Consider the following 14,569-nt stretch of genomic DNA (forward strand, 5'->3'; position numbering starts at 1 on the left):
CGGCTTTCATAAATGCTTTTTAACGGGTCTTTTCCTGTTGGCCAACTTGTACCATATTTGTTGTATATTTATTAAAACAGTGCGGTTTATTTAACGTTTTCTAATGATTTAATAATACTTTAACGGCTTATTAACATTGAGATGTTAACAAAGTTTGTAACTTTAGGATATTATTAATTTTAATTCTAAAAACGATGTCAAACAACACAGGAAATTCAGTATTGGCACTTTTGATAGGTGCAGCGATTGGTGCAGGAGTTGGAGTTTTATTTGCTCCGGACAAAGGTTCAAGAACCAGGGAAAAAATTAAAGATGGTTATGATGATGCTAAAAAAAATTTAAAAGATAAATTTGAAGATGCATCAGAAAAATTGAGAAGTAGATTTTCGGGAGCAAAATATGACTTGGATGAAACCTATGAAGAATTAGTTTCTAATATGAGTCATAAAACTGAAGATGTAATTTCTTTTTTGGAAACAAAATTGGCTGACCTGAAAGAACAAAACGCCAAACTTCAAAAAAAACAGATGGCTAATCAACAAAAAGAAACCGTTTAAATGAAACATTTATGGCTTTCGAAGAACTAAAAGAACACACCGAGGACATTCAGAAACAAGCAAAGGAATATATCGAAAACAGTGTGGCATATTATAAGCTATGGGGTTTCAAAGTAGCGATGAAGTCGACCACGATGATATTGAAATTTTTATTAATTGCACTATCACTATCAATGGTTTTATTGTTTTGTTCTATCGCAGGTGCTTTTGCAATTGGGGAAGCCTTAAATAGTAATGCATTGGGGTTTCTAATCGTTGGCGGAATTTATTTAGTTATTACAGGACTTTTATTTTTAGTTAAGGATAAAGTTGTTGAAGGGCCAATTTTGGAGAAATTTTCAGAAATCTTTTTTAACGACTAAATTATGGAACCAAAAAAATATTCTTCCTACGCAGAAATAGAATTAGAACTGGAAATTCTTAGACTTGAAAAAGAATTGAACCTTCAAAAAATAGTTTTAGATTATGAAAAAACAAAAGAAAGTCTTTTGCCCAAAAACATAATAAAAGGAATTTTTGGGGATTACAAAACGATTTTATCCGACTATTCCGGAATGATTCTAAATATAGCCATCCCACTGATTATTAATTGGTTTACAAAGAAAAAAAGAGGCGATTAAGCCTCTTTTTTATTGCAATTATCTGAAATTTTATATCTCCGTTTCCGGCAATTTTGGTGCTTGAGGCGCCTGATGTCCAGAAGAATGTTCATCGGTTTTTGGTTTCAGCTTCTTGTTATTTTTCTTCATTAATTCCCCCATTTGGTTCGAAGCTGTAAATGAAGCCACCATATTGTTAAGCATATCGCTTCCTGCTTGTGGCGAATTAGGCAATAAAATTAAATTTGAATTTGCGTCAGCGCCAATGGCTTGCAAAGTGTCATAATGTTGTGTCACCACAATCAATGCCGATGCTTCTTGTGAATTGATTCCAACACGGTTTAAAACCTCCACACTTTCTACTAATCCACGAGCAATTTCACGTCTTTGGTCGGCGATTCCCTGTCCTTGTAAACGCTTGCTTTCCGCTTCAGCTTTGGCTTTGGCAACGATTCTAATTCTGGTGCTTTCACCTTCAAATTCAGCTGCTGTTTTTTCTCTGTCGGCAGCATTGATGCGGTTCATGGCATTTTTTACTTGGATATCCGGATCAATATCGGTTACCAATGTATTGATGATATCATAACCATAAGTGGTCATCGCTTCGTTCAATTCACGTTTTACGGCAATCGCAATATCATCTTTTCTTTCGAAAACATCATCTAATTTTAATTTTGGAACTTCGGCACGAACGACGTCAAAAACGTAAGCTGTGATTTGGTCGTGCGGATATTCGAGTTTGTAAAAAGCATCGTAAACTTTGTCCTGAATCACTTTAAACTGCACCGAAACTTTCATTTTCACAAACACGTTGTCTTTTGTTTTGGTTTCGATAATAACATCTAATTGTTGAATTTTTAGATTGACGCGGCCTGCAATTCTGTCAATTAAGGGAATTTTAAGTTGCAAACCAGAATTTCTGACACTCAGGAATTTTCCAAAACGTTCAATAACAACTGATGATTGCTGTTTGACGGTAAAGAAGGAAGAAAGAAAAATAAATAGTCCAAATACAAGTAGGATAATTAATGAAATGTCCATAGGTAGTTTAATTTAATTAAAAATTTAACTGTTAAATTACAAAAATACTTTAGGTTTGCTGTTGTTTAATTTCAATTTTATGAAAAGATTATATTTTGCTTCTGTTTTTACATTAATTTCAATGACTGCTTTTGCCCAATATGACTATAGAGATTCAAATAGAATAGGAATATTTTTTGGTATTAACCAATTTACTTTGAACACCAATGATTTTGAGACAAAACCAGGTAGCGGCTGGAACGCCGGTTTGTCAATGCGAGGAAATTACTATGACGATTGGGATATGGTTTATGCAATGCAGTTTAGTGAAAACAATTTTTCAGTTACCACAAACAGTGGTTTTATATCTGAAGACACAAATTATAAATTATCTTCTGCCCAAATATCTTTAATGTTGAGCTATAAAATTATTGAAAACCATTTAAGCTTTGAGTTTGGACCCTTAGTTCAGGTCAATGGAAAATTAAATGTAGAAAAGGGGAAGGAAAACAATATTATTACAGGAACTACTTTATTAGCCAAAGACATTGTGGATATATCTCAATTTAATTTTTATCCTGTCATAGGAATTACCGCTGGAGTTCGACACGTTCGTTTGAATATTTCGTATCAATATGGCATAAACAATATGCTGGGAAATTTAAACAACAAGAATTTAGGGTATAGTTTTAAAGGAAATCCCGGAATATTGAACGGAAACCTGATAATTTATTTATAAAACTAAAAAAGCTCCCAGTCTTCAAAAGGCTGGGAGCTTTAAAAACAAAAAACTGTTTTATAAAGAAGTTATTGCTTTTTCAATCCTCTTAATTGTTTCTTCTTTTCCAATGAGTTCCACGATGTCAAATAAATGTGGCCCTTTCAGAGCGCCAACCAAACTCAATCGAAACGGCTGCATTACTTTTCCCATTCCAATTTCGTTTTTTGTCATCCAATCTTTCACGATGGTTTCAATATTCGCAGCAGTAAAGTCAGTAATTTCTCCAAGAACTGAAATCAATTCCTGCATCAAAGTTGGCGTTTCTTCTTTCCAATTTTTTCTTGCTTTCTCGTCGTAAGATATCGGGGTCACAAAAAAGAAGTCGCTCAAATCCCAAAATTCTGAAACGAAATCAGCTCGTTCTTTTATTAGTGAAACTATTTTTGTCAATACATTTTCAGAAACGGTAATGCCCTTTTCAGCTACAATAGGAGCGAAGCTTTTGGCTAAATCTGCATCATCCTTTTTCATTAAATATTGATGATTGAACCATTTGTTTTTTTCTGGGTCAAATTTGGCTCCCGCTTTATGAACTCTACTTAAATCGAAAGCTTGTTCTAATTCTTCCAAAGAAAACATTTCTTTTTCGGTTCCGTCATTCCAACCCAATAAGGCTAAGAAGTTAACCACGGCTTCCGGGAAAAATCCTTTTTCTCTGTAACCTGATGATGTTTCTCCTGAAATTGGATCCTTCCAATTTAATGGAAATACAGGAAATCCTAATTTATCTCCGTCTCGTTTTGATAATTTTCCATTTCCAACAGGTTTCATAATCAAAGGTAAATGCGCAAATTCCGGCGCTTCCCATCCAAAGGCTCGGTATAACATTACGTGTAATGGCATCGAAGGCAACCATTCTTCGCCACGAATCACGTGTGAAGTTTCCATTAAATGATCATCTACAATATTAGCCAAATGATAGGTAGGCATTCCGTCACTTTTAAACAAAACTTTGTCGTCAAGAAGATTGGTTTCAAATTTCACTTCGCCTCGAATAATGTCTTGCAAATGCAAAGTTTCATCAACCGGTGTTTTAAAACGTATGACAAAATCTTCTCCGGCAGCTATTCTTTTAGACGTTTCTGCTGCCGAAATCACCAAAGAAGTGTCTAATTTTTCTCTATTGTGCCAGTTATAAATAAAAGTTTTGCCTTGTTCTTCGTGTTGTTTTCTTTGTAAATCCAATGCTTCGGCTGTATCAAAAGCATAATATGCATTTCCGGAATTGATTAATTCATCGGCATATTGTTTGTATAAATGCTTTCTTTCGGATTGTTTGTAAGGGCCAAATTTTTCGTTTTTCCCGATAGTTTCATCAGGCGCAATTCCCAACCATTCAAGGGCTTCCATAATATATTCTTCTGCACCTGGAACAAAACGATTTTGATCCGTGTCTTCAATTCTAAGAAAGAAAACACCATTGTTTTTTTTGGCAAACAAATAATTGAATAAGGCAGTACGAACACCGCCAATATGTAAAGGTCCAGTTGGACTTGGTGCAAAACGCACCCGAACTTGCTTTGACATTTTTGTAATTTTTTTTGCAAAGATACAATTTCAATCAGTCAAATTAGAAACTTGAAATCGAGAATAATTTCTGTTTTTTCTTCTGCTAATTCGATTAATATTTTTTTAACATTGACAGAATTTAAAAATGGTTACTTTTATCGGTTATATAAAAGATTTTAAAAATTGGAACCGTCAAATATTATTTATCAAAAGCTGGAACTTTTCATCAGGAAGTTTTACACTAATGAACTGATTCGAGGAATTATTTTCTTCATCAGTTTGGGATTGTTGTATTTCTTGTTTACGCTTTTCGTGGAATATTTTCTTTGGCTCAAGCCAATGGGAAGAACATTATTGTTTTGGACTTTTATAGGTGTTGAAATTTTCCTTTTTTTGCGTTTTTTTTTGTTTCCAATATTTAAATTGTTCAAACTCCAAAAGGGAATTGATTACAAAGAAGCATCTGCGATTATCGGAAATCATTTTACAGAAGTAAACGACAAACTGACGAATTTCCTTCAATTGTCAAATGACAAAAATAAATCGGAATTGTTATTGGCTTCGATAGAACAAAAAGCAAATTCATTGCAGCCAATTCCTTTTGGAAACGCCATAAACTTTAATATCAATAAGAAGTATTTACCATTGGCGATAATTCCAATTTTGTTTTTTGCTTTCTTTTATGTTTCCGGAAACAGTAAAATACTTTCTCAAAGTTTGAATAGGGTGGTGCATTTTCAAGACCAGTTTTTTCCTCCTGCACCATTTCAATTTATTGTATTAAACAACAATTTACAAACCGAACAAAATAAAGATTTTATCATTAGAGTTAAAACCGAAGGGAAAATAGTTCCTGAAAATGTGATGATTTTCATTGGTAACGAAAGTTACTTCATGGAAACAAATAAAGAGGGTGAATTTCAATATAAAATTGAAAAACCAACATCGAACATTTCGTTTCACGTGGAAGCTAATGCTGTTTCTTCTTCAAATTATGAATTGAATGTAATTACCGTTCCATCAATTGCAAATTTTGAAATGCAGTTGAATTTTCCGTCTTATTTGAATAAAAAGCCTGAAATTATAAATGGAAATGGGAATGCTATTATTCCGGAAGGAACTCGTGTTACTTGGAAAATCAAAACTTTGGCAACGCAAAATGTGGTTTGGAAAGATTTGACTTTTAATTTTCCTTTTTCCAAGTCCGAAAATGATTTTACTTTATCGAAATTACTTTTTCAAAATATAGAATACCAAATTCTTACATCGAATGCTAAAGTAAAGAATTATGAAAAATTAGATTATCAGATTTCTGTAATCAAAGATCAATTTCCAACAATCAAAGTAAACTACGCTCCTGATAGTCTTAAAATGGACAAAAACTATGTTTTAGGACAAATAACGGATGATTATGGATTGTCTAAACTTCAGGTGGTATATTATCCTAAAAACAAACCAGAATCGGTTAAGCGGGGGACGATTGTTGTAAAGGCTAGTCTTTATGACCAGTTTGTTTTTGTTTTTCCAAGTTCACTTCCAGTCGAGCAAGGTGTTTCTTATGAATATTATTTTGAAGTTTTCGACAATGATGCTATTCATAATTTTAAAAGTACCAAGTCTTCTGTTTTTTCGAATCGTATCGCAACTGATGATGAAATAAAAAATCAAGATTTGCAACAGCAAAACGACAACATTAATAGTTTAGAAAAATCTTTAAAAAATCAAGACAAGCAAATTTCAGAGATGGATAAATTGCAAAAGTCAGGAAAGGAAAAAGAAACTCTTGAATTTAAATACCAACAAAAAATAAATGATTTCATTAAACGTCAAAATCAGCAAGATAAAATGATGAAAGATTTTGCAGGGAAAATGAAAGATAATCTTGACAAAACTAAAACAGATAAAAATGATGATTTCAAACAGGAACTGCAAAAACGATTAGATAATATCGATAAAGATTTAGAGAAAAATAAAAAATTATTAGACGAACTTAAGGAACTGAATGATAAAATCCAGAAAGAAGACTTGATGGAAAAAATGGATAAGTTTAAACAAAATGCAAAAAACCAAACTAAGAGTTTGGAACAATTAGTTGAACTTACCAAGAAATATTATGTTCAAAAAAAAGCTGAACAACTAAAAGACAAATTAGATAAACTTTCAGAAAAGCAAGAAGATTTGTCAAATAAAGACAAGGAAAATAACGTCGAGAACCAAGACAAAATCAACAAAGAATTTGACAAAATTCAAGAAGATTTACAAGATTTGAAAAAAGAAAATAAAGAACTTAAGAAGCCTTTGGATATTCCAAGTGACGCAGCAGAGCAAAAAAGGATAGATGAGGATTTGAAAAAAGCTTCGGATGAATTGCAGAAAGATAAAAAAGCATCTGCTAAACCAAAGCAAAAAAGTGCTGCCAAGAAAATGAAACAAATGTCCCAAAAAATGAAACAAAGTATGGAAGGTGGCGAAATGGAGCAACTTGAAGAAGACATTGCTATGTTGCGTCAAATTCTGGATAACTTATTGGCTTTTTCGTTTTCTCAAGAAGATTTAATGGATAAATTTAAAAGTTCAAAAATTGGTTCCCCGGCATTTAATAAAAATCTTAAAATTCAGCAAGATTTAAAATTACAATTCAAACACATTGATGACAGCTTATTTGCATTGTCCTTACGCAATCCTAAAATTGGAGAAAATATCACCAAAGAAATTGGAAATGCTCAATATAATTTGGATAAATCATTAGAGACTTTGGCAGATGCCCAGATTCCAAAAGGAGTTTCCCACCAGCAATATACCGTTTCTTCTGCAAATAAATTGGCAGACTTTTTATCTGATCTTTTGAATAATATGCAAATGTCGATGTCAGGAGAAGGTCAAGGAAAACCAAAACCCGGTCAAGGTGAGGGAATGCAATTGTCAGATATTATAAAAAAACAAGAAGGTCTTGCTGATAAGATGAAAGACGGAATGAAAAAAGGTCAAAAGCCAGGTCATGGAAAAGAAGGAGATAAAGGGAAAGAAGGTAAGAAACTTGATTCCAATGGAGAAAACGGTGAAGATGGAGAAGGAGATGCTCAGGCCATAATGGAAATTTATAAAGAGCAAAAACAACTGCGAGAAGGTTTGCAAAATGAATTGAATAAGCAAGGAATTGGCGGGAGTGGTCAGATTGCTTCAGAACAAATGAAGGAGATTGAAAAGCAATTGTTGAACAAAGGTTTTAAGAATGAAACCTTGCAAAGAATCTTGAATGTGAAACAAGAATTGTTAAAACTAAACACTGCAATTCAACAACAAGGACAAGAAAATAAGCGCCAATCGGAGACTAATATAAAAGAGTTTACAAGCCAATCTAAACCGTTGCCGCCTGCATTATTGGATTATTTAAACAGTATAGAAATATTAAATAGACAATCCTTACCTTTGCGCTCGAATTTTAATCAAAAAGTTCAAGAATATTTTAATAAAAAATGATCAACTTTAATTACGAAACCGAATTTCTCCTAGATAATGAAGAAGCAATTGCTAATTGGATTTCTAGTGTAATCACGTCAGAAAGCAAGAAAGAGGGAGAGATAAATTACATCTTTTGCGATGACGATTATTTGCATAATATAAACGTTGAGCATTTAGGTCACGATACTTTAACTGACATTATCAGTTTTGATTATTGTATTGGAAACGAAATTCACGGTGATGTTTTTGTTTCTGTCGAAAGAGTGAAAGACAACGCTCTTGATTTTAATGTCTCATTTGACAATGAATTGAAACGCGTTCTTGTTCATGGTATTTTACATTATTGTGGGTACACGGACAAAGCCGAAAAGGACAAGGTTTTAATGAGAAATAAAGAGGATGAAAAATTAGCTATGTTTCACGTGGAACAATAGCAAATATTTTTTATTAATAATAATTGTTTCACGTGGAACAAAAACACTAAATTTTGATTCAGCAAAACAATCCTGAATCATAAATTCCAAATCTCAAATAAAATGTTTCAAGAAGAATATGATGTAATTGTAGTTGGTGCCGGACACGCTGGTTGCGAGGCTGCTGCTGCTGCTGCCAATTTAGGTTCGACAACCTTGTTGGTTACAATGAGTTTGCAAAACATTGCTCAAATGTCTTGCAACCCTGCAATGGGAGGAATTGCAAAGGGACAAATCGTTCGTGAGATTGATGCGCTTGGCGGTTATTCAGGTATTGTTTCAGATAAAACTGCTATTCAATTCAAGATGTTGAACAAATCAAAAGGTCCTGCAATGTGGTCGCCAAGGGTTCAAAGTGATCGAATGCGTTTTTCCGAAGAATGGAGATTGATGCTCGAAGGAACACCAAATCTTGATTTTTACCAAGAAATGGTCAAAGGTTTAATCATTGAAAACGGCAAAATAAAAGGAATCAAAACAGCGCTTGGAGTCGAAATTAAATCTAAATCGGTGGTGTTGACCAATGGAACTTTTCTGAATGGTTTGATTCATATTGGTGAAAAACAATTTGGCGGTGGAAGAGCAGGGGAGAGTGCAGCTTACGGAATTACCGAAGATTTAGTTAATGCAGGATTTCAAGCCGGAAGAATGAAGACGGGAACACCACCTAGAGTTGATGGCCGTTCTTTGGATTTTTCTAAAATGAATGAGGAAAAGGGAGATGCGAAGCCAGATAAATTTTCGTATTCTGATCAAACCTCACCTTTGATTCATCAAAGATCGTGTCATATGACATATACTTCGCTTGAAGTTCATAATATTTTAAGAGAAGGTTTTGATCGTTCGCCAATGTTTAATGGCAGAATCCAATCTCTTGGTCCAAGATATTGTCCATCTATTGAAGATAAAATTAATCGTTTTGCCGATAAAGATAGACATCAATTATTTGTAGAACCTGAGGGTTGGAATACTTGTGAGGTTTATGTAAACGGTTTTTCCACTTCACTTCCTGAAGACATTCAGTTTAAAGCTTTGCGTTCTGTAGTTGGATTTGAAAAGGTGAAGTTTTTCCGTCCAGGATACGCAATTGAGTACGATTATTTTCCACCAACACAATTAAAACACACCTTGGAAACTAAGTTAATTGAAGGATTGTATTTTGCAGGACAAATAAATGGAACTACAGGATATGAAGAAGCTGCTTCTCAAGGATTAATGGCTGGAATTAATGCCGCATTAAAAGTTCAGGAAAAAGCACCACTTATCCTAAAAAGAGACGAAGCTTATATTGGTGTTTTAATCGATGATTTAATTACCAAAGGAACCGAAGAGCCTTACAGAATGTTTACCTCTCGTGCTGAGTTTAGAACTTTATTGCGTCAGGATAATGCCGATTTTAGATTGACGCCAATGTCTTATGAAATAGGATTGGCTTCTGAAAAGCGTTTGCGTCGAATGGAACACAAATTGAATGAATCTGAAAAAATGGTGGCCTTTTTCAAAGAAACCAGTGTTACTATGGCCGAAGCCAATCCGATTTTGGAATCAAAGGATACCGCTTTAATTTCGCAAGGCGATAAAATGTTTAAAGTATTCTCTCGTCCGCAAATCGATTTGGAAGATATAATTAAGTTCGAAAAGGTTGCGACTTATGTAGTGGAAAATAATCTAGATCAGGAAATCTTGGAACAAGCCGAAATTCAAGTAAAATATTCGGGTTATATAGAAAAGGAACGCAACAACGCCAATAAATTGACTCGTTTAGAAGATGTTAAAATCCCTGAAAATTTTGATTACAATAAAATAAAATCAATGTCTATTGAAGCGAAACAAAAATTGAGCAAGATTCGTCCTGTCACCATTTCACAAGCTTCAAGAATCAGCGGTGTTTCACCAAGCGATGTTTCCGTATTGTTGATTTATATGGGAAGATAAAATTTATGATTGCAGATTTATGATTAACGATTTTTTTATTTAAATCTTCAATCAAGAATCATTTATCGGCAATGTTAAATTATTTTGTTCCACGTGAAACTACTTTGTGAAGACCTAGTATTATTGAGAATTTTAAAAAAGAATATTATAAATAAATGGATATTTCAAACAAAAAACATTTTCTTACTGTAAAAGATTATTCGGTTTCAAAAGAAACTTTCGATTTATATCACGACGAAACTTTGGATATGCTAATTACGTATCCACAACCTAGTTTAGAAAATTTGGGTAAATATTACGAAAGTGAAGATTATATTTCCCATACGGACAACAAACGCTCTTTGTTTGAAAAATTATATCATTTTATAAAAAGTATTGCTTTAAAAAACAAACTCAATTTAATAAACTCGCTTCAACCCAATAAAGGAAAGATTCTTGATATTGGAGCTGGAACCGGAGAATTTTTGTCGGTTGCAAAAAATGACGGTTGGCAAATAATAGGAGTAGAACCTAGCGCCAGAGCAAAATCTATTGCGATGAATAAAGGGATCTCTTTTGTAGAACAAACTAGCGAACTAAAAAATAATTCTTTTGACATAATTTCGATGTGGCACGTTCTAGAACACGTTCCAGATTTAGATAAACAAATTAAAGAATTGAAACGATTGTTAAAACCAACTGGAACTTTAATTATTGCGGTTCCAAATTTTAAATCTTTTGACGCAAAACATTATGGAAAATTTTGGGCGGCATACGATGTGCCGATTCACTTTTGGCATTTTTCGAAAACGGCCATAAAATTGCTTTTCGAAAAAGAAGAAATGAAATTGGAAAAAGTGCTCCCAATGAAATTTGATCCTTTTTATGTGAGTTTGCTTTCAGAAAAATACAAATCCGGTAAAATGAATTTTATCAAAGCTTTTTTCATTGGATTACAATCCAATTGGAAGGCAAAAGAGAATTTTGAATATTCTTCACACATTTACATCATAAAAAATAACTAAATTTGATTTTAAGCCCATTTAAACGCCTTTTTTACCATTAATCAACACTCGTATCGAAAGTTTAGACAAAATTCTTTATTCAAAGCCTAATGAGTCCGATTTTGATAATCATAATTTATAAAACAATTAATTCTGATAACAAATACTTATATCATAAATATTACTGCATTTTTCCAACTTTATGACAATGCTATTTATTTTTTTATATTTTTGTTATCAATTCTTAAAAATTAGAAAAAAAACCAAAATGAAATCAAAAATTCACGAATACCCAAAAACAAATATGAAAATGATGAGTAAAAAAATAGTAGTTATTATTGCAATTGCAATTTCAATTGTTTCTTGTAACAAACCAGCAGCAGAAGTTAAGGAAGTTAAAACGGCTTATGTAGACACCTCGGTTTTGATGAAAGAATATACAGCAACAAAAGATCTTGATGCTAAATACAAAGCCAAAGGCGAAGAAAAAGGAAGACAGCTTCAAGCTGAAATTGAAAAATTCAAACTAGAAGCCTCAAACTTTCAAGCACAAGCACAAGCAAATGGACAAGCTTGGGCACAACAAAAAGGTGCTGAATTGCAAAGAAGAGAGCAACAATTAGGTCAAGCACAACAAGCACTTGCTCAACAATTACAACAAGAGGGCGGTGTAGAAATGGATAGTTTAGTGGCTGATGTAAAAAAAATTATTAAAGCTTATGGCAAAGAAAAAGGGTTTGCCTATATTTATGGAACAGGCGACTCTAATGCCAGTATTTTATATGCTGAAGATAAATATGATATTACGAAAGAAATCATCAAATTGTTGAACGATAAGTACAAAACTCCTGCTGCAAAAGAAGAAGTAAAAAAGTAATTTTGCAAAATCTGTATATCAAATGTCACGCAATTGCGTGACATTTTTTGTTATATTAACATTAAAACAATATTTTAGCTTTTAATTTATACCCCAAATGCAAACCATTTCCGAAGCCGCCGTTTACACCTTACGATTTATCAATCAAACCCATCGCTCTATTTTCCTTACTGGAAAAGCAGGAACTGGAAAAACGACCCTTTTGCGTGAAATTATTCAAACCACGCACAAAAATACGGTTGTAGTTGCTCCAACAGGAATTGCCGCTTTAAATGCCGGCGGAGTTACCATTCACTCAATGTTTCAGTTGCCTTTTGGGGGATTTATTCCCGATAATTCATCGCCTCAGTTTTCGGAAAATACAAAGTTTGAAACTAAAGCTACTTTGCGCAGACATTTTAAAATGAGCGGTTTAAAAAAATCGGTTATTCGAAATATGGAATTGCTGATTATTGACGAAGTGAGTATGCTTCGCGCTGATTTATTGGATGCAATGGATTTTATGATGCAAACCGTCCGAAAAAAAAGCAGTCCTTTTGGTGGAGTTCAAGTTTTATACATAGGAGATTTATTGCAGTTACCACCTGTAATTCGAGATGAAGAATGGCGCACTTTGAAAACGTATTATAAAGGGAAATTCTTTTTTCATTCGCACGTTATTCAGCAAAACCCGCCATTATATATCGAATTGTCCAAAATTTTTCGTCAAACGGATGATGTTTTTATTTCGATTTTGAACAATCTCAGAAACAACCAAATTTCTTCGGAAGATATTCAAAATTTGAATCAATACGTAAATCCAAATTTCGATTTGAAAGCCAATAAAGGCTACATCACTTTGACAACGCATAATGCCAAAGCCGATGCAATGAATGCGCAAGCCTTGCAAGATTTGGAAGGAAAGTTGGTTGTTTACAAACCATCAATTGTGGGCGATTTTCCAGAAAAAATTTTTCCTGTTGACGAAGAATTAGAGTTGAAAGTAGGAGCACAGGTAATGTTCGTTAAAAATGATTTGTCCTTTGAAAAAAAATATTTCAACGGCAAAATGGGGATTGTAAAATCACTTTCGAAAGAGGAGATTCTCGTTCATTTTCCCGATGAAAATACCACCATCGAAGTCGAAAGATATGAATGGGAAAATATTCGTTACAAAGTCGATGATTTGACCAAGGAAATTGAGGAAGAAGTGTTAGGAACTTTTGTTCATTATCCTATAAAACTCGCTTGGGCAATCACGGTTCACAAGAGTCAAGGATTGACGTTTGACAAGGCTGCGCTCGATGTTTCGCAAGTTTTTCTTCCCGGACAAGCCTACGTGGCTTTATCGCGTTTGCGCTCATTAAATGGCTTAATTTTGCTTTCTCCGCTTCGGATGAATGGCATTTCGAACGATCAGGACGTGATGGATTATTCATTGAACAAAGCTTCGGAAGAATTATTGAAAAATTCTTTACATTTTGAAACCAAAAATTTCATCCACAACTATTTGATAAACAGTTTCGATTGGGCTGAATTGGCACAAGAATGGCGCAATCACAAGTTCAGTTATTCAGATAATTCCGAGATGTCGACCAAATCGAAACACGCAGTTTGGGCAGCAAATCAATTGGAAGCCATCGACAGGCTTTCGGATCCATCCCAAAAATTTATTCTGCAATTGAATAAAATTTTCAATACTGAAACGGTCGATTTGAATCACGTTTCCGAACGATTCCAAGCGGCTTATAATTATTTTATCAAACCGATGGATGACCTGGTTTTTGAAATTCTTTGGAAAGTGGAAGAAATTAAACGCTTGAAGAAAGCCAAATCTTTTTATGACGAATTAATGGTGTTGGAAGAACTGCAAACCAAGGCTGTTTTGCGATTGATGAAAGCCAAATTATTGATTGAAACCGTAGTGGCAGGAGAAACCATTTCGAAGGAAAAATTAACTTCAGACATAATTAAAAAATACATTAGCCACAAAACCGAAGTCATTCAAAATCAATTCAAGGAACTCAATGTTACCTTAATTGAAGACGAAGCCGATGTGGAACGCTACACCAAAAAGAAAAAAGAAACAAAAGAACCCAAAAAATCTACAGTTCAGGAAACCTATGAATTGTGGCTCGAAAAGAATTCGATTAAAGAAATTGCAGCTATTAGAAAGTTTACCGAAGAAACTATTCTAGGGCATTTAACCAAGTTGATTATTTCCAAAACCATACGCATTAGCGACGTTTTGCCCGAAGATAAAATCCAGGAATTGACCGAGGCTTTTTATGGCTACAAAGAGGAATCTATTTCCCCTTTAAAAGAAAAATATGGAGATAAATTCACTTGGGAAGAGTTAAGAATGTTCAAGGCGAGTTTGAATTAGAAAACAAA

The 14,569-nt window shown here is 33.7% G+C and carries 12 protein-coding genes; 10 read left to right on the plus strand and 2 right to left on the minus strand.

All coding sequences use genetic code 11. From position 1 onward, the window contains the following. Positions 1-194 precede the first annotated feature (194 nt). Genes IR213_RS01465 through IR213_RS01475 form a run of 3 tightly spaced genes read left to right on the plus strand, consistent with a single transcriptional unit; the run spans position 195 to position 1,177 of the window. Positions 195-557, plus strand: a complete 363-nt coding sequence (locus IR213_RS01465; RefSeq protein WP_194310532.1) for a YtxH domain-containing protein — start codon at positions 195-197, stop codon at positions 555-557. 11 nt (positions 558-568) lie between these two features. Continuing rightward, the gene (locus IR213_RS01470) at positions 569-919 is read left to right on the plus strand and encodes a competence protein (protein ID WP_194310533.1); all 351 of its coding nucleotides are present in this window, start codon (positions 569-571) and stop codon (positions 917-919) included. A gap of 3 nt (positions 920-922) precedes the next feature. Beyond that, positions 923-1,177 carry a DUF6327 family protein gene (locus tag IR213_RS01475; RefSeq protein ID WP_194310534.1) on the plus strand — a complete coding sequence of 85 codons (255 nt, stop codon included), beginning with the start codon at positions 923-925 and terminating at the stop codon, positions 1,175-1,177. Positions 1,178-1,207: 30 nt separating this feature from the next. On the opposite strand, the gene IR213_RS01480 is transcribed toward IR213_RS01475, so the two are convergent. Further along, positions 1,208-2,197, minus strand: a complete 990-nt coding sequence (locus IR213_RS01480) for an SPFH domain-containing protein (RefSeq protein ID WP_194310535.1) — start codon at positions 2,195-2,197, stop codon at positions 1,208-1,210. Positions 2,198-2,276: 79 nt separating this feature from the next. Here IR213_RS01480 and IR213_RS01485 point away from each other — a divergent pair, with 79 nt between their 5' ends. After that, complete coding sequence (locus tag IR213_RS01485; protein WP_194310536.1) at positions 2,277-2,915, plus strand: outer membrane beta-barrel protein; 639 nt, start codon at positions 2,277-2,279, stop codon at positions 2,913-2,915. Positions 2,916-2,972: 57 nt separating this feature from the next. On the opposite strand, the gene gltX is transcribed toward IR213_RS01485, so the two are convergent. Next, positions 2,973-4,484: a glutamate--tRNA ligase gene (gene gltX, locus IR213_RS01490; protein ID WP_194310537.1), complete on the minus strand. Its 1,512-nt coding sequence runs from the start codon at positions 4,482-4,484 to the stop codon at positions 2,973-2,975. A 165-nt stretch (positions 4,485-4,649) separates the two neighbouring features. Between gltX and IR213_RS01495 the strand changes: the two genes are divergently transcribed. From IR213_RS01495 to IR213_RS01520, 6 genes are all read left to right on the plus strand, one after another. After that, complete coding sequence (locus IR213_RS01495; protein ID WP_194310538.1) at positions 4,650-7,946, plus strand: DUF4175 family protein; 3,297 nt, start codon at positions 4,650-4,652, stop codon at positions 7,944-7,946. Continuing rightward, positions 7,943-8,362, plus strand: coding sequence for an rRNA maturation RNase YbeY (gene ybeY, locus IR213_RS01500; protein ID WP_194310539.1), 420 nt, complete (start codon positions 7,943-7,945; stop codon positions 8,360-8,362). Before IR213_RS01495 ends, ybeY begins: the two co-directional genes overlap by 4 nt. Before the next feature lie 102 nt (positions 8,363-8,464). Then, positions 8,465-10,336 (plus strand): tRNA uridine-5-carboxymethylaminomethyl(34) synthesis enzyme MnmG, encoded by a 1,872-nt coding sequence (gene mnmG, locus IR213_RS01505; RefSeq protein ID WP_194310540.1) that lies wholly within the window; start codon positions 8,465-8,467, stop codon positions 10,334-10,336. A 155-nt stretch (positions 10,337-10,491) separates the two neighbouring features. Continuing rightward, positions 10,492-11,340 (plus strand): class I SAM-dependent methyltransferase, encoded by an 849-nt coding sequence (locus tag IR213_RS01510; RefSeq protein WP_194310541.1) that lies wholly within the window; start codon positions 10,492-10,494, stop codon positions 11,338-11,340. 247 nt (positions 11,341-11,587) lie between these two features. Then, complete coding sequence (locus tag IR213_RS01515; protein ID WP_228479057.1) at positions 11,588-12,196, plus strand: OmpH family outer membrane protein; 609 nt, start codon at positions 11,588-11,590, stop codon at positions 12,194-12,196. 97 nt (positions 12,197-12,293) lie between these two features. Beyond that, entirely contained in the window at positions 12,294-14,561 is a 2,268-nt protein-coding gene (locus IR213_RS01520; protein WP_194310542.1) for a helix-turn-helix domain-containing protein, read from the plus strand. Positions 14,562-14,569 lie beyond the last annotated feature (8 nt).

Source organism: Flavobacterium soyangense (assembly GCF_015277675.1).
GTDB classification, from domain to species: domain Bacteria; phylum Bacteroidota; class Bacteroidia; order Flavobacteriales; family Flavobacteriaceae; genus Flavobacterium; species Flavobacterium soyangense.